This is a genomic window from Furfurilactobacillus milii (genome assembly GCF_009863985.1).
GTDB lineage: Bacteria > Bacillota > Bacilli > Lactobacillales > Lactobacillaceae > Furfurilactobacillus > Furfurilactobacillus milii_A.
The window spans coordinates 128,745-146,220 of record NZ_WEZT01000005.1 but is presented as its reverse complement, the minus strand read 5'-3'; the positions used below and the strand labels follow the sequence as shown (position 1 = coordinate 146,220).

Annotated in this window: 15 protein-coding genes; 3 read left to right on the top strand and 12 right to left on the bottom strand. The window is 44.2% G+C overall.

All coding sequences use genetic code 11. The features are described 5' to 3' along the window. Positions 1–105 precede the first annotated feature (105 nt). On the bottom strand, positions 106–1,032 hold the full coding sequence (locus GB992_RS03545; protein ID WP_161001522.1) for a deoxyribonuclease IV: 927 nt from the start codon (positions 1,030–1,032) through the stop codon (positions 106–108). 33 nt (positions 1,033–1,065) lie between these two features. Continuing rightward, positions 1,066–1,941, bottom strand: coding sequence for a YitT family protein (locus GB992_RS03540; RefSeq protein WP_161001239.1), 876 nt, complete (start codon positions 1,939–1,941; stop codon positions 1,066–1,068). Positions 1,942–2,086: 145 nt separating this feature from the next. Here GB992_RS03540 and GB992_RS03535 point away from each other — a divergent pair, with 145 nt between their 5' ends. Next, complete coding sequence (locus GB992_RS03535; protein ID WP_161001238.1) at positions 2,087–2,701, top strand: hypothetical protein; 615 nt, start codon at positions 2,087–2,089, stop codon at positions 2,699–2,701. Between the two features lie 142 nt (positions 2,702–2,843). On the opposite strand, the gene GB992_RS03530 is transcribed toward GB992_RS03535, so the two are convergent. The 4 genes from GB992_RS03530 to hisS all read right to left on the bottom strand — a co-directional run bounded on the left by GB992_RS03530 (position 2,844) and on the right by hisS (position 8,839). After that, positions 2,844–4,202: an NAD(P)H-dependent oxidoreductase gene (locus tag GB992_RS03530; protein WP_161001237.1), complete on the bottom strand. Its 1,359-nt coding sequence runs from the start codon at positions 4,200–4,202 to the stop codon at positions 2,844–2,846. Positions 4,203–4,237: 35 nt separating this feature from the next. Next, complete coding sequence (locus GB992_RS03525) at positions 4,238–4,846, bottom strand: NADPH-dependent FMN reductase (protein ID WP_161001521.1); 609 nt, start codon at positions 4,844–4,846, stop codon at positions 4,238–4,240. Positions 4,847–5,717: 871 nt separating this feature from the next. Next, positions 5,718–7,493, bottom strand: a complete 1,776-nt coding sequence (gene aspS, locus GB992_RS03520) for an aspartate--tRNA ligase (protein ID WP_161001236.1) — start codon at positions 7,491–7,493, stop codon at positions 5,718–5,720. 53 nt (positions 7,494–7,546) lie between these two features. After that, on the bottom strand, positions 7,547–8,839 hold the full coding sequence (hisS, locus tag GB992_RS03515) for a histidine--tRNA ligase (RefSeq protein WP_161001235.1): 1,293 nt from the start codon (positions 8,837–8,839) through the stop codon (positions 7,547–7,549). Between the two features lie 376 nt (positions 8,840–9,215). Between hisS and GB992_RS03510 the strand changes: the two genes are divergently transcribed. Both GB992_RS03510 and GB992_RS03505 read left to right on the top strand, forming a co-directional pair. Continuing rightward, a complete protein-coding gene (locus GB992_RS03510) occupies positions 9,216–10,079 on the top strand; it encodes an N-acetylmuramoyl-L-alanine amidase family protein (RefSeq protein WP_161001234.1) in 864 nt (287 codons plus the stop codon). Between the two features lie 49 nt (positions 10,080–10,128). Then, positions 10,129–10,977, top strand: a complete 849-nt coding sequence (locus GB992_RS03505; protein WP_161001233.1) for a fructosamine kinase family protein — start codon at positions 10,129–10,131, stop codon at positions 10,975–10,977. A 139-nt stretch (positions 10,978–11,116) separates the two neighbouring features. Here the strand turns inward: GB992_RS03505 and dtd are convergent, their stop codons facing one another. The 6 genes from dtd to GB992_RS03475 form a co-directional block, all read right to left on the bottom strand. Continuing rightward, positions 11,117–11,560 (bottom strand): D-aminoacyl-tRNA deacylase, encoded by a 444-nt coding sequence (gene dtd / locus GB992_RS03500; RefSeq protein WP_161001232.1) that lies wholly within the window; start codon positions 11,558–11,560, stop codon positions 11,117–11,119. Positions 11,561–11,606: 46 nt separating this feature from the next. Next, positions 11,607–13,844: a RelA/SpoT family protein gene (locus GB992_RS03495; protein ID WP_161001231.1), complete on the bottom strand. Its 2,238-nt coding sequence runs from the start codon at positions 13,842–13,844 to the stop codon at positions 11,607–11,609. A gap of 159 nt (positions 13,845–14,003) precedes the next feature. Next, positions 14,004–14,414: a hypothetical protein gene (locus GB992_RS03490; protein WP_161001230.1), complete on the bottom strand. Its 411-nt coding sequence runs from the start codon at positions 14,412–14,414 to the stop codon at positions 14,004–14,006. A gap of 83 nt (positions 14,415–14,497) precedes the next feature. Then, complete coding sequence (locus GB992_RS03485; RefSeq protein ID WP_161001229.1) at positions 14,498–15,265, bottom strand: RsmE family RNA methyltransferase; 768 nt, start codon at positions 15,263–15,265, stop codon at positions 14,498–14,500. Next, the gene (prmA, locus tag GB992_RS03480; protein ID WP_161001228.1) at positions 15,265–16,215 is read right to left on the bottom strand and encodes a 50S ribosomal protein L11 methyltransferase; all 951 of its coding nucleotides are present in this window, start codon (positions 16,213–16,215) and stop codon (positions 15,265–15,267) included. Before prmA ends, GB992_RS03485 begins: the two co-directional genes overlap by 1 nt. 33 nt (positions 16,216–16,248) lie before the next feature. Next, positions 16,249–17,283 (bottom strand): zinc-binding alcohol dehydrogenase family protein, encoded by a 1,035-nt coding sequence (locus tag GB992_RS03475; RefSeq protein WP_161001227.1) that lies wholly within the window; start codon positions 17,281–17,283, stop codon positions 16,249–16,251. Between the last annotated feature and the right edge of the window lie 193 nt (positions 17,284–17,476).

Here is a 17,476-nt window from a genome sequence, read left to right as displayed (position 1 = left end):
TAGTAACGGTTTTGTACGTTCTGCACTTAACTGTCCTTAAAGAAGTATACAGAAACCTTTGACCTTCGTCAATTATTCAAGCCGATTTATTTCAGAAAAATGCGATTAATTTAAAAATTCATCGTAAGGACGGCCATTTGCAATGTCACTAACAAGATGATCATTAAACTTGCCAGCTTTTAATTCAGCAATTTCATAGCCATATGGTGCCCGTTTATCCTTTGGCTTGTTTTCAGGGTCAACGGCAACGTATGGCGTTTCCATAATTTTCGGCACGTTAACAAATCGTTCATCGTGGGCAATCTGATTCAACCGATCAAAGCCAATCGTACCATATCCTAGATTAGTATGACGATCCTTGTGCGCGCCTTGAGGATTTTTCGAGTCATTTAAATGAATAACTTTTAATCGCTCTAAACCAATAATCTGATCAAAGTCATTCATTACACCATCAAAATCACCCTTAATATCATAGCCTGCATCGCTGGTGTGACAAGTGTCAAAGCAGACCGACAGTTTATCATTTAGCGTGACGCCATCAATCATCTCAGCAATTTGATCAAACGTAATGCCAACTTCGGTACCTTTGCCAGCCATGGTTTCAATGGCAATCTGAGCATGCTGATCAGGCGTCAGAATCTCATTTAAGCCCTTAATGATGGATTGAATGGCAGCTTGCGGACCTGCGCCCACATGAGCACCTGGATGCAAGACAATCTGCTCTGCCCCCAGTGCATCCGCACGTTTGACCTCTTCCCTGAGAAAATCAACGGCAAAAGCAAAGCTTTCTGGCTTAAACGTATTCCCAAGATTAACAATATAGGGAGCATGGACAACAATGTGATCTAAATCGTGTGCCGTCATAAACGTGTGACCGGCTTCAATATTTAATTCTTCAATTGGCTTGCGACGCGTGTTTTGTGGTGCCCCTGTATAAATCATAAATGTATTGGCACCGTATCCTGCAGCTTCTTCAGCAGAACCCAACAGCATTTTTTTACCGCTCATGCTCACGTGTGATCCGACTAACATCATTTTCTCCCTTCAAACTTGAACATCTAATTTTTACAGTCTTGGCTCATAAAAATTCCCCAGAATCCTGACAATATTACTCAGTGACACAAATGAATTGGGGTCCGACTCGTTGATGGCTTCCTGCAACTCACCAACTTCATAGCCAGAGATAACTGTAAACAGAATCGACTTCTTATTGTGTTTGTAGGCTCCCTCAGCGCCATGCACAATGGTAATACCACGACGAATGTGATGTTGGACCGAATCCACGACCGTTTTGGGCCGATCCGTAATAATCATCACCTGCATCCGCTGTTGCCGGGTATACACCATATCCATAACACGCGCGTTCACGAAGATACCAATTGCTGAATAAAAGGCGTATGGCCAGCCAAACACAAACCCGGCAGCAACAATGATGAAGGCATTAAAGGTCATGTTAATGGTCCCCATTTTACGACCTGTTGCGCGACGGATCACAATGCCTAAGATATCCAACCCACCGGTAGAGATTCCGTAACGCAATGCTAAGCCGGTACCGAATCCATTAACGGCACCACCAAAAATCGCACAAATAATCGGATCTGTTGTTAAGGTCACGGGGTGCAGCGCCCGAATCATCACCGTTGACATCCCGACGGCAATGATTGTAAAAATCGTAAATCGATGACTAATCTTGATCCAAGCCAAAATGAACAGTGGAATATTAAGCAAAAACAGTAACTCGCCAATGCCAAGGTCCACGCCAAGATAACGTGTCGATAACGTGTGAACCAGCTGAGCCGCTCCTGTAATTCCTGAAGAATAGATATGACCAGGATTCCAAAAGAAATTTAGGGCGATTGAGACACAGATCGAATAAATAAATGCCGTGCCAACCCGACCCGTATACTGGTGCCGTTCAATTAATTGCTGCAAATCATTCATAAAATAATGTCCTTTGTCTTAATGTGCCCCAATTATAACAAACCCATCACGCTGGCGCTTTTTTAATCGACGCTTTTTTTGGCAGAAACCGTTTCCACAGATGTTTGATGGTATACTTAAACGATTGACTAACCCGGAGGTATTCATGAATACGCAAGCAAATCAATTTTATAAAGAGCCGTGGTTTGGGATTGTGCTAACCATTATTTTCTTTCCGGCCGGAATTTACGTGATGTTCCGTTTCGGTCCTTGGCAAAAACGAACTAAAACCATTCTAGCGATTGTCTTAAGCCTCGTTTGCATCGTTGTTTGGACGATTGCTGGTATGGCACCTGCATCTTCAAATCCCGGTGTGGGCGAAACTTGGTTAAGCACAAGCAAGGGCAAACCGGCTATTAATGTTAGTACCAAACTTCACTTTAATGTGGATAACAATGGGCGCGTTCAGCTAAAAGGATCAACTAATTTGCCGGATCAAACAAAGCTACACGTCACCATTAGCCGCGGAGATACAATTGTCGGCGATGATGTAGCGGTTAAATCCCAAGCGTGGTCAACGAATGCTTTGACTCATAATAATCAACCCCTCACCCCAGCTACCTACAAAGTTCATATCACCTCAAAAGGCTGGTCAACACAACCCAAAACCGTAACCGCAAAAGTCGGCAGGCAAGGGCAACAATTACGTGGCCATGAAGTGACCAAAACAGGCAAGCAACGTTTCGTTGACATCCTGAAAACGGTCAGTTATCAACCTTAATTAAAATGTCTCATCAAAAAATACCGCTCATTCGCCTACATATCATTTTTGATCTGTAGCAACGAATGAACGGTATTTATTTGTGCTTAACAAAAGTGTTTAGCAATGTGTAATGGATTAGAATAGCTTAAATGAAAACAAACTATTCGTCTTCTGAAGCGCCAGTGACATCATCAGGTTCAGAATCAGCCGCTGTTTCAGTCGATGCTGATGTTGGTTCAGCACTTGCTACTGACGTTGGTTCTTCCTCATCTTCGGATGCACCAGTGCTGGCATCAGTTTCGGGCGTCGTTGGGGTTGTTGCCGGAGCAACGGCCTGTTCATCCGCTGACGAGGCCCCTGTCGAAGCGTCAGCCGCTTCTGCTGATGCACCAGTCACGGCGTCTGGATCGTCAACTAACTTCTGACCGGTCTTAGCCAAGTACCATTTGATCATTGGCATTAGGTCTTCGACATATTCATTAATACCCAAGTATTTATTCTCACTGTCACGCATCGCACGATAAGCATGCAAAATGTACTTGTCTGGGCCGTTACCCGGCACAGGCATCTTAATTTCGTCTCTTTGACCAGTCCGTAACATGTGAATAACTTCCTTAACATGTTTAACGGCACGAGCTGGGTGAACCATTGACATTGGATCGCCCGCCTGAGCCGGTGTCCGTGGTGCCAACATTTTATCAGCAGGCAGCATGTGGTTATAGTAAATGAACTGATTGTTACTATCTGCATACGTCAATTCAATTGGCATTGAGTTTAAGAACGCGTTCAGCTGATCAACCGTTAAAAGACCACGGTCAAGTTTAACATACGTATCACCTTCGACGGCATTGACCTTTTTAGCGGCCTGTTCGACCCAGTCATCAGCACCCATATCAACGCCTTCGACAGTCGTATCAATCTTGCTAGAAGCAGTCAAGTCTTCGTCTTCAGCACTAGTTGGTTGAGGTTCGTTTAACATATTAATCACCCTTACAAACTTAACAAACTTATCTAACGTACTGCCAAGAAACTTAACGGTGTTGGCATCCTTCAAGTTGTCGTTTTCATCAAAGGCTTGCTTAACATCTGCCAGCAGAAATTCATTACCGGGCATAACAATGGCGTTAACACCAGGTGATTCCAAAATCTGGCGAAGCATCAACTGGGCCCGCGAAGAACCTTGGTCATAGTATGAAGCACCAACAATCATCACAGGTTTGTCTGAAAATGGATGCACATTGAATGATAACCATTCAATAACACTCTTTAAACTAGCCGTTAGTGTGTGATTATGCTCTGGTGTCGCAATAATAACTCCGTCCGCCTGACTGATTTTTCGAGTTAGGTAGGCAATTGGTTCACTGTCCGTTTGATCATCGCTTTGATTAAACATTGGCACATCATTAATATCTAAAATTTCTAAATCAACCGTGTCGCTGAAATGGTTTGCAATAAACTTCAGCAACATCCGGTTATAAGAATGGTCCGCTACCGAACCGGCAATTCCTACAAGTTTCATTATTTGTCGTCTCCTAATCACTCGCTTGAGTCACATTACTGTTTGTCCCAAGAATAGTCGCTTGCTTCTTGGCGATTGATGCTTGTTGCGTGGTTAAGCTGTTTGGCCAAACCAACAAATGTTTGGAAATCGGCAAACAACCCATCAAGTTTGCTCAACTTGTCTTGGTCTAACAAATTTCCGTCGTCATCGAACGCTTGCAAGGAATGATCCAACAAGAATTCTGAACTTGGCATAATGCGTGCCCGCAATTCTGGTGAGTCCAAAATGATGCGCAAATGTCCTTGGGCCCGTGAAGAACCAAGTGCCCCGTACGAGGAACCGGTAATCATCACTGGTTTGTCCACAAACGGATGAATTCCGTAAGATAACCATTCAAGTGCATTCATTAAAGCTGCTGGAACAGAATGATCGTATTCAGGTGTACTGATAATGACACCATCTGACTGATCAATCTTATCAGCGATGGCTAAGGCTGCATCAGGCACTTTCATGTTGTCTGGTTTATTAAAGACCGGTAAGCCCTTAATTTCTACCACTTCAATGTCGGCCTGATCAGCATAGTGTCGCTTCATAAATTGGAGCAATTCACGGTTTGTTGATTTATCTGAATTGGTTCCAACTAAAGCAATATATTTATTCATGTTGAAGATCCCTTCTATTTCGGTAAACTTAATCGTCATTTGTGCAATATCGTTCATGACGACTGCCAACACTATTGTAAAGAATTTCACACAATCAAGCAACATAATCCGGTGTTAATAAATTTGCTCACATCTCTTGAAAAGCTGACGTTCAACCTTTTAAACAATTAAATAAAAAATAACTACCGTTCCGCCAGTGAGAGACGCCGTTTCATGAGGACCGGATTCAACCCGCCAAACCCGCGGTTTTCATCCTCGATTTTGAGCTGAAGTTCGCATCTCAGAAGTCGTCCCACAACACTACATGGCCAAAATGCAGGCCATAAGTGTTGTCGACACGAAACTATGTCTCTCACTGGCTCCACTCTTTTTGACATGAAAATCACACAGCTATAGCACACCACAACAAGATTCAGCATTGTGAAGCCAAATGCTTATTAATCAAAATAATGAAATTCAGTTGCCTTCAACTTTCTCAGCAACTGAACCTTTGTCATGTGTGGTGCTGGATATAAAAAAATAGTGAAAGCAGTAAACTGCCATCACTAAGTTTTCTTGAAATATGAACAAAATGTCGAAATACAAACAGCTTTATGTTGCCCGTCGTAGTCAAATATTGAGCAACCTACTATTGCCAGTTGTGATAAATCAAATTAGCTGAAGGGCGTCAACAGTGATACCGAGCCGTGAAAGTGTTGTTAATTCGAATGGCTCTGTCGAATTTACAACACGGACGGTCGCGCAGACTCGGGGTCCCACGGGGCTGTGCGACGAGGTGAAAAACTCCGGTTTTCAGGAGGTTTGAACCGGTCCCACGGTGAGCGTGTCACTGTTGGCAACCGTAAGCGGCATCTGGCAGTTACAAAATTGTTTACTCTTTGTCCTTTTTTGTAACATTCAGGTACAATTCTTCCAATTGTTTGTCAGCAACTGGACTTGGGGCTTCGGTCATTGGTTCAGTCGCCTTCGAGTTCTTCGGGAAGGCAATGACTTCACGAATGTTGTCAGAACCTGCCAAAAGTCGTGCAAACCGGTCAAGGCCGATTGCCAGACCACCATGCGGTGGAAAACCGTAATCCAACGCGGTTAGTAAGAAGCCAAACTGAGCATTGGCACGTTCAGGCGTAAATCCTAGCGCCTTCAACATCTTTTCTTGTAATTCACGTGTGTGGATACGGATTGAACCGCCACCAAGTTCCAAACCATTCAAAATGATATCGTAACTTTGAGCATGAGCTTCATAAGGGTTCTCACCTTCATTTAAGAAGTGCTCGTCACCTTCGTTTGGCATGGTGAATGGGTGATGCGCTGGTACCCAACGTTGATCCCCTTCGTCATATTCAAACAACGGCCAGTCGATGATCCAAAGGAAAGCAAACTTCTTAGGGTCGATCATGTCTAATTCTTTAGCAATCGTTACCCGCAAATATGACAAGCTGTCAGCAACGACCTTGCTACGATCAGCGACAAACAGCAACAAGTCACCTTCGTGAGCATCCATCGCAGTCGTGATTTCACTGTACTGGTCGTTAACAAACTTTGCAACAGGACCACTAAATTCATCAGCGCCAACCTTGGCCCAAGCCAAACCTTTGGCACCAAAACGTTTGATGTAATCAGTAAAGGCATCAATTTGCTTACGTGAATAATGATCTGCACCACCAGGTACCGCGATTCCCTTAACCTGGCCGCCATTTTCAACAGCACCACTGAAGACCTTGAAAGAACTGTCCTTCACGATGTCAGAGATGTCCTTTAACTCCATGCCAAACCGCAAATCAGGCTGGTCCGTGCCAAACCGGTCCATAGATTCTTGCCAAGTAATCCGGTCGAATGGCAACTTAACGTCTAAATTCAACGTGTTCTTCATAACGCGGGCAATTAAGCCTTCAGTCATATCCATGATGTCATGCTGGCTCATGAAGCTTGTTTCCATATCGATCTGAGTAAATTCTGGTTGACGGTCACCACGTAAGTCTTCATCCCGGAAACAACGGGCTAGTTGATAGTAACGGTCAAAACCGGCACCCATCAACAGCTGTTTGAACAACTGTGGTGACTGTGGCAATGCGTAAAAGTGACCAGGGTAAATCCGGCTTGGCACAAGATAGTCACGTGCACCTTCTGGCGTTGACTTTGTTAAGTCTGGCGTTTCAATGTCAATGAAGCCATTTTCATCAAAGTAACTGTGAACCGCTTGTGTGATCTTACTCCGCAAAATTAAGCCACGTTGCATTTCTGGCCGACGCAAATCAAGGTAACGATACTTCAGCTTTAAATCTTCGGAAGCTTCAACACCATCCGCAATATCAAAGGGTGGCACCTTGGATTTGTTCAAGATAGTTGCATCGCTAACTTCAATTTCAACTTTCCCAGTCTTCATGTCTGGGTTAACTTCTTTGGCACTGCGAGCCTTAACAACCCCGCTGACCTTAATGACATATTCACTACGCATCTGTTCCGCTAAATTCAAAGCGGATTCGCTGTTTGCGGCACTGAATACTAACTGAACTAGTCCTTCACGGTCACGTAAGTCGATAAAAATCAGCTTACCTAAATCACGCCGTTTTTGAACCCACCCAAACAGGGTAACCTGCTGGCCTTCATAACTTTCGTCAATTAAACCTGCGTATTGCGTTCGTTCCATATTCTCTCGCTCTCCTTCTATTAGCTCGACTTCTCTCGAGCTTTGGCACCACTCTATTCTTCTGAATACTTGTCATATACGCTGGCGAAGTCTTGATAAATGGCGTCCATTGGTAACGTTGTTTCTTCACCTGTTCGCATACTCTTGAAATGAACCGTTTGGCTTTCCAATTCCTGGGCACCAACCGTAATGGTGAATTCTGCTTGACGACGATCGGCGGTTTTGAACTGCGCCTTTGGTTTGCGATTCAAATAATCACGATCAGCGCTGAAGCCTGCCTGCCGAATTGCTTGAACCAGCTTTAACGTTTCAACATTAGTTTCCTCACCAATACCAACAACGTAAGCATTTAGTGGATTGTTGATTGGCGCCGTAACGTCTAAATTGTCCAATAAGAGCAACAACCGTTCCATGCCGATGCCGAAACCAAATCCGGGGGTTTCTGGTCCGCCGAGTTCCTCGACTAACCCGTTATAACGACCACCACCACAAATGGTCATCCAACCATGACCGAGCGCAGGCGAATTTGTTTCAATTTCAAAGATGGTGTGGTTGTAATAATCAAGTCCGCGAACCATCGTTGGGTCAATTTCAAACGGAATTTTTAATGCTTCAAGCATTTCCTTAACTGTATCCAAATGCTTTTGTGCATCCGGTGTCATGAAATCGAGAATCGACGGTGCATTAGCAACGATTTCCTTATCCTTTTTATCTTTACTATCAAGCACTCGCAACGGATTCTTGTGCAAACGTGACTGAGAATCTTCACTGAGGTCGTTGAAATGAGGTTCAAGGTAATCAACTAATGCCTGATGGTACGCTTCGCGGGTTTCTTTATCGCCCAAGGAGTTCACGGCCAGTTTTAGATTCGTCAAACCGAGATGATTAAAGAAATCCATTGCCATTGCCATGATTTCAACATCAACTGCCGGTGAATCGCTACCAAATGATTCAACCCCAATTTGATGGAACTCACGGCTACGACCCATTTGGGGACGTTCATAACGGAACATTGGTCCCATGTAGAAAACTTTGTATGGCTTTTCTTGTTCGGGTGCGTAAAGTTTATTTTCAACGTAGGCCCGAACGACGCCGGCCGTTCCCTCTGGCCGCAACGCAATGTGGCGATCACCTTTATCATGGAAATCATACATTTCCTTTGTGACAACATCACTGGTATCACCAGCTGATCGTGAAAACACCTCAAAGTTTTCAAACATTGGCGTGCGAATTTCATGAAATTGATAATCGTTAAATAATAGTCGTGCTGTATCTTCTACATAACTCCATTTTTCCGACATTCCCGGTAAAATATCGGCCGTGCCTTTTGGTCGTTGATATTTCATGTGTTTGCCTCCAGTGCAATTTAATATAAACCATTTATCAGAGCATAAAAAAACGCCCCTGAATGTTCATCATCAAGGGCGCTTTACGCACGGTACCACCTTTTATAAGTTCTCATGGTAACGTCTGCTGCGACGGGATTTTCATCCACCTAAAAAGTGTCTTCGCAACATTGACCGGACAAGTTTCCACCAACCACTTGCTCTCTGAGTGGGTCGCCGTTGCTAGTAATCTTTCATTAACGGTTTTAATATTATTTCTACGTGTTTAAAACTTAGTTTAGTTTTGCCCTTCTGTCAAGTCGAATCACGTTTTTTCCCGCCTTTCTGGCGTGAGTTTGCTATAATTGATGTACTTTATTGTACAAGGATTGAGATAATGAAATTTTTGAAACAACGATGGTTCCAATTACTGCTAACAATTGCTGTAACAGTAACGCTCGGTGTCTTACTTGTATTTCTGACGCGTGAAGAAACGGTGACGGTGAGCATTAATCAATTGAATGTGCGCTCTGGACCAAACGTCAATTATAAAACGGTTCATAAGGCCAAACTAAACTCGCGATTGGTTAAGATTGGCGAAAAGAATCTGTGGTACCACGTTCGCTACGATGATCGTCATACAGGTTGGGTGGCAAGTTGGCTCGTTAACCGCAGAACGAATTTGAAAGAGGCCACTAACCTGTCTGAAGCCACCATCGTGATTGATCCTGGCCACGGGGGTAACGATTCTGGCGCACTTCATACATTAGATGCGACGTCGTCAAAGTATATGGAAAAAACGTACACGCTAAAGGTCGCTCAAGAAGTGGCAGCTGATTTACGACGTCACGGCGCTCACGTCATTATGACACGTGACAGTGACAAGTATGTCGGGTTGGCACCACGGCCGGCCATTGCTAACGAGGTAAAAGCTGACGCCTTTATCAGCATTCATTTCGATTCATCACCAGAAGAAAATCAATCATCAGGATTGACAACCTATTATTATCACAAAAACATTTCAATGAAACTGGCGAAGGCGTTGAATAGCCAAATGAATCATTACCCAATGTCAAATAAGGGCATTGAGTTCGGCAACTTTGAAGTGATTCGTGACAACCAACGACCAGCCGTTTTGCTAGAAATGGGTTACATCAATGACCGTGACGACTTTAAGACAATTTCCGGTGTCACGTATCCTTATCGGGTTGCCCACTCTATCACCAAGGGGCTCACCGATTATTTCAGCGATGCTAATTAATCTTTTTGAATGAGTTACACATTCTACTATTTAAGAAAGGATGAGTACGATGAGAAAAAAGACATGGTTTGAGCAACTACCAGTTCATCAGATCAATCAGGTGACCGCCGTTCACGGTGGTGATGTGAACGAGGCCTACCGCCTTGACACGAGTGATGGCATTCAATTTTTGAAGGTTCAGCCTAACCATCCCCAAGCCTTTTTCCAGCATGAAATTGATGGGCTGACCCTATTAGGCCAAGCTGCGACTGTCCCACAAGTATTGGCGACTGGAGAAATCGACGGCGACGCTTTTCTTCTACTTAGTTGGATCAACGAAGGCACCACAGGTAATCAACGAGCGGTTGGCGAAGCACTGGCCAAGGTTCACCAGCTAGTCAGCCCTAATCAGCAATATGGTTTTGATCATGATTTTCTCATCGGCAAAATTCCTAAGCATAATCAATGGCAAGCAGACTGGGGCACCTTTTTCACGACACAACGTTTGGACGCTGTCGTGGATTTAGCCAAGGTCAATCATTATTGGAATCCAAGTCGGGAAGCCCATTATCAAAAAGCACGCCAAGTCTTTCTGGACTTATATTCTGACTATCAACCATTACCATCTTTATTACACGGAGATTTTTGGTCAGGCAACTTCATGTTTGACGACAACGGTGGTGCCGTCTTAATTGATCCAGATGTTTACTACGGTGACCGCGAATTTGATATTGGTGTCACTACTGTCTTTGGCGGGTTCAACGAAGATTTCTACAATGGCTATCAAAGTGTCTTTCCCTTTGCTAAGGGGTTTGATCAACGATTGCCATTCTACCGTCTTTACTATCTTTTAGTGCATCTAAACTTATTTGGCCTCACCTATGCAAGTGCGGTCGATCAAATACTCGATAATTATTAATCACCCTAAAATAAATAAATTTATATGAAACCAATTTAGCCGTGAGCAGAAATGTCATCACGGTTTTTGTTTGCCCTGAAATACTCAGGTGAACTAAAAAGACGATCAGCGCAATAAATCCGCTAATCGCCTCAAACTATTATTGATGATTTCTTTCATACATCAAGGTTACGGGGCCGTCGTTAACCAAACTCACTTGCATATCAGCACCAAATTTACCCGTTTCAACCGGCACTTGCACCGCAAGCTGTTCGTTAAAGTACTGCCATAATGGCTCTGCCATAGATGGTTGACCAGCATTAGAGAATCCTGGTCGATTACCCTTTGCTAAATCAGCGTACAACGTAAACTGAGAAACGGACAAAATCTGCCCGGCAACATCCTGAATGTTTAAATTCATCTTGTCATTGTCATCACTGAAAATACGGCAATTTAAAATTTTGTGAGCAAGGTAATCCGCTTCAGCCTGTGTATCCGTTGGTGCAATGCCAACCAGTAGTAACAATCCATGGTTTATTTGCCCAACGGTCACCTGATTAATGTCTACCCTAGCCTGACTTACTCGTTGCAACAGAACACGCATTATCTATATCCTCCCAAAATCGGACTACGAAACAACCAAAATCCGATTAGTGTGTTGCCCGAAGCACTTCGTACACATCTGGGACGTTCTTTACGTTGTCCATAATATGGTTAAGAACCTCCAGATTGCGGACACCAACCGTCGCAGAAATGACGACCATCTTATTATGGTCCACTTTACCGGTCACAGAAGTCAAGAACTTAGTCGTGTTGTTGATCATCCGTAGAACATCATTCAATAAACCATTCCGATTATAACCGCGGATTTCAATATCAGCGTTGTAGTTAGTCCGGTTATTTTCCGGATCATCCCATTCGACGTCCACAATTCGCTCACCGTGCTCTTCTGCCGATTTAACGTTAGGGCAATCAGCTCTATGGACAGAAACGCCACGACCCTTCGTGATGTAACCGACAATCGCATCACCTGGAATTGGTGAACAACAGTGGCTCAAGCGAACAAGAAGATTGTCAACGCCTTCGATGATGACCCCATCAGAGGACGATTGTTTGGCATCAGCTTTAGCAGTGGTTTCCTGCGTTTCTTCGCTCTTTTCACTGCTATCGGTAAGAATTTCCCGTTCCGTCTCAGCTTGTTTGTCAGCAGCAATTTTGGCCCGCTCGTCCGAAGTCAAACGATTTGCGACGCCGCGCGGAGCAGCATCCCCAAAACCAATGGCAGATAACAGATCATCTGCTGAACGATAATGCATCCGTTCTGCTACATTCTCCAGTTTGGCATCTGTCATGATCTCTTTAGGATCAAAATTGAGCTCACGCAATTCGTGCGTAATCATGTCGCGACCAGCATCAATATTTTCTTCACGATCCATTTTACGGAAATACTGTTTGATCTTATTACGTGCGCGTCTTGTGTGGACTAGGTTAACCCAGTCACGACTTGGACCGCTGGAATTCTGTGACGTCATGATATCAACAATGTCACCCGTTTTAATTTCAGAATCCAGCGGCACAATCTTACCGTTGACTTTTGCCCCGGTCGTATGATTACCGACCTGCGTATGGATAATGTAAGCCATGTCTAACGGTCCGGCACCTTTTGGCAATTCTAGTACATCACCCTTAGGTGTGAACGCGTAAACGGAATCCGTGAACAAGTCACCCTTCACGCCTTCCATAAAGTCATCAGCATTGGTGGCGTTGTTCTGTAGTTCAATAATTTGCTTAAACCAATTTAGCCGATCGCCGTTACTGGTTTCCTGAACTTCATCCGTTTGCCCTTCTTTATAAGCCCAATGCGCGGCAACCCCAAATTCGGCCACCCGATGCATTTCTTCCGTCCGAATCTGTACTTCCAATGGCTTGCCTTCAGGGCCGATAACGGTCGTGTGAAGGGATTGATACATATTTGCCTTAGGCATCGCAATGTAATCCTTAAACCGCCCTGGCATTGGCGTCCAGTGCGTGTGAATTGCACCTAAAACCGCATAACAATCACGAATTGATTGAACAATAACCCGAATGGCCAACAAATCATAAATCTGATCAAACTGTTTATGCTTGTCGACCATCTTGCGGTAAACGGAATAAATATGCTTTGGCCGACCATAAACTTCCGTTTTGATGTGTAAGTCGCTAATGGCATCTTTAAGTTCGCCAATCGCTTCATTGATAATCTCAATTCGCTGATTCCGTTTGGAATTCATCAAGTGAACAATCCGATAATATTGTTCTGGATTGAGGTAACGCAGGCTTAAGTCTTCGAGTTCCCACTTAATGGTGCTGATCCCTAACCGATCAGCCAATGGTGCATAAATTTCCAGCGTTTCGTTCGCAATTCTGCGCTGTTTATCTGGGCGCAAATGCTGTAAGGTCCGCATATTGTGTAATCGATCCGCCAACTTCACAATGATGACGCGAATATCATGTGACATCGCGAGTAGTAATTTACGGTGATTTTCTGCTAACTGTTCTTTGTTGGAGCGATATTTAATCTTACCAATTTTAGTGACGCCATCGACGATTTCAGCAACATCATTGCCAAATTCATTACGCAAGTCATCAAGTGTTGCAACCGTATCCTCAACCACGTCGTGAAGAAAACCGGCTTCGACCGTTTCTGGATCCATTCGCAGATCAGCTAAAATTGCCGCTACCTGAATTGGATGCATAATATACGGCTCACCAGACTGCCGTTTTTGTTCAGCGTGAACTCTAGCCGCAAACTCATACGCTTCCCGCACTTGGGCCACGTGCTCTGTATTCATGTAAGAACTGACCTGAGCCATAACTTCATCAGCTGTCCAAATATGTTCTTTTGACATTATTTCACCCCAAATGCATTTATTGTTGTCCTAATTTTACCCGAAAAGGTAAATTAAACAATGCCTACGCTTAAATCTAACGCTTACAGTAAGCCATTGATAGCAAAAATGCCAGTCCTAGGTAATCACCTAACACTGGCAGCAACATAATCTAAGTCATTAACGACCAACCGCTAATTTACCGGCAGCAACTGTCTTCGCTTGATGCGCAGGAGCCGAAAGCGAACGGTGGTCAGTGGTAAAACCCGTGTGGAAACCACTCACAAAATAGCTAACACACGCATACCCAATTGCAAGGTAATAGGCGTATTCATGTGCATTGTCTTTCAAGAAATATGTGAACAGCGCAAACAACACTGGGAAAATCAAAACACGCCAACTGTCATGCTGCGACCGACCAATTTGCCAGCCACTTACCAGCGCATATACACCATTAATACCAAGTAACACCCACATTACTTTATGGTAAACGGTCATGCTACTGGCATTAGCCAGCCATGGTAACAAACCGCCAAAAAATAAACCGAGTAACCAATACTGCCAACCACTATGTGCCCTCAGACCTGTCATTGAATCGCCACGCTTTTCATCAAATTTTAATTTATGTTGAACATTATAGCCAATTTACCGAACAGCGTCACGATTAATTTTCATTAATTTACATTTTTTGAATCTTTTTGCAGCTCAACGGCATAAGATAGCGCACTCAAAAAGTACAATGGCGCCGTTTCGGTTCGTAAAATTCGCGGTCCCAATCCCGCGGCCACATAACCATTTGTGGTCAGGTCATCAACTTCTTGAACCGTCAGTCCGCCTTCCGGTCCGAAAATGACATTGATTGTCTGACCAATCCGCATTTTTTCAAATGTCTGAACTAAATGACCAGTCTCTTGTTTTTTGGCCGACTCTTCCCAAGCTACCAGATTAAAGTCGGCGGGCATTGTTGCCGCTTCCTTTAAAGAACTCGCGTATTTCAATTGAGGAATCGCAAGACGGTGTGATTGCTGAGCAGCATTAGTTGCGATCACCTGTAATCGTGACAACTTTTTAGCAGCCTTTTGCTTCCATGAAGCGACTGACCATTGTGTAGGTACAAAAACAATTTCATGAACGCCCAATTCGGTGGCCTTTTGCGTAATTAATTCGGCTTTATCGCCCTTGGGAACCCCACAAATAATGCGGGCGTGCACTGGTAATTCCACATCAACGGTTTGCTTGCGTTCCACATGCATCGTCGCGCTTCGCTGATCACTATCCAGCTTAACTAGTCGTGCAACCAATAATTCGTGTAACGGTGTGACAAACTCAGCTTCAGTGCCTTCTGTGGCACGCAGTACCTGAACAAAATGTTTGTATGTCGCCGCGTCTAACTGGAATTCTGTTGTTTGTTGCCAGTCATGCGGCAAAAAATAGTGTTGCATCAGTCGTTTGCCTCCGGCTTTTTAGCGATAATGCCATACCAGTCACCACGCCGCAAGGTTTCGACAACTTGATAACCAGCTTCCCTCAGTTTGCCAACGACCAACGGATATTTATCCGCAATAATGCCGCTCGTTAAAAACAGACCACCCTTTGGCAACAACGGCCACGTTTGCGGAATCAATGGCACAATAATATCGGCTAAAATATTGGCAACAATGATGTCGGCTGTTTGTGTAACGCCCTTTAGTAGGTCATTGGCACTCACATGGACATCCTTAGCAACTGGGTTGAGATCTAAGTTGCTTTTAGCCGAGTCTACAGCAATTTGATCAACGTCATACGCAAAAACTTCACCAGCGCCAAGCTGTTTTGCTGCAATAGATAACACACCAGATCCTGTACCAACGTCCAGTACCGTTTCACCGCCACGAATGGTTAATTCCAATGCCTGTAACATCAATGCCGTCGTTGGATGAGTACCAGTACCAAACGCCATGCCAGGATCGAGAATTAACGTTTTTTCGTTTTTGTCGGCCGTCTGATAATGCTCCCAACTGGGAACAACCGTCAAATAACGCGTAACACGTACTGGATGATAATATTTTTTCCAAACGTTCGCCCAGTCGGCTTCTGCAACTGGTTTTTGCAACACGGTTGCCGGTCCGGCATCCAAGCCAAAACTATCCAGCTCGTTAATCCGTTGTTCAATTGTCGGAATAATCGTTGAGAGTTCAATGGTCTCAGAATAATAAGCGGTCACCACAGCACCATGAGTCAAATGTGGTAAATCTCGCTTATCCAGTAGTTCACCAGGAAATTCTGGTTGCAATGCAGCAAAATCCGCTGCGTCATCAATTTTAGTACCAGATGCACCAGCATCCATTAAAATGTTGCTCACAGCCTCTACCGCTTCATTAGTCGTTGTTACGCTTACTTCTGTCCACTGCACCTTAGTTTTCTTCCTTTCACTTTTAAAAATTAATTAGGCTTTTTCACTGCCGTTAAACGGTCCGGTAACAACCACCTTACCGACCATCTTGTTGGCTTCAACTAATTGATGTGCAGCCCGCAAATTGTCAGCGTTGATGCCTGAATCAATCGTCGTGGTTAACGTCGTGTGCAAGATTTGTTGATCTGCTAACTCGGCGATTTTTGCTAACAATTGACCTTGGGAGTTGAGATCGACACCATAATCACTTTTTGCAAACATATATTCCCAATCAAAACTAGCAGCCTTATTCTTCAATAGTCCCATTGGCAGCGGCTCGCGATTCTCGACGATGGATGCCACATGACCAAACGGCTTGATTAATTTTGCCGCTGTTTCAAAATACTGATCGGTTGAGTGCAGAATTAAGATACCATCAAAGAAATTGATTCCCGCTTCGGCCACTTGAGGCGCCAGGGCTTCACGATGGTTAAAAATGTGAGTAACGCCCATTTTTTTGACCCAATCACGAGTTTCTGGACGTGACGCTGTTGCTGAAACGGTCAATCCTGCCCACTTAGCCAGTTGAATAGCGACAGATCCTACGCCACCAGCACCATTAATAATTAACAGTTGTTGACCGACGTTGGCATCAGCAGCCATTTTAAAACCCATTTTAGTGAAGAGCACCTCGCCAGCTGTCAATGACGTTAGTGGCAACGCTGCGGCCTCCGCATCCGTTAAGTGTTCAGGGGCATGTGCAATCAAACGGGCGTCAACTGCCTGTTCTTCAGCATTGGCACCATCACGGGCAGTACTACCCGCATAGAATACACGATCACCAATCTTAAAATGATCAACAGCACTGCCAATTTCAGCAATCTGTCCCACTGCGTCATAACCAAGAATTGTGCCTACAGTCTGGCTTGTTAGTGCTTGTCGTAACTTGGTATCGACAGGATTAACTGATACTGCCGTAATCTTAACGCGAACGTCATGCTCTCCAACATTGGGCGTTGGCCGAGTGCCATCGATCATCGCAGCCCGTTCATCGATACTTTGTGTGCCAAATGATTCAATTACCTTCATTGATCTTGACCTCCAACCTTTTTCTGAACTCTATTGTCCCAAAAATTAACTAAAAATACCATCACTGAGCTTGTACCGTCAGTTTATCATTTCTATAACCAACTATTGAAACCACTAGATTAACAACCTATTACACCCGTCGTACCTATTGGATACAGTGTGCCGATTTTCAGCCCTTGAAGCAAAAAAATCT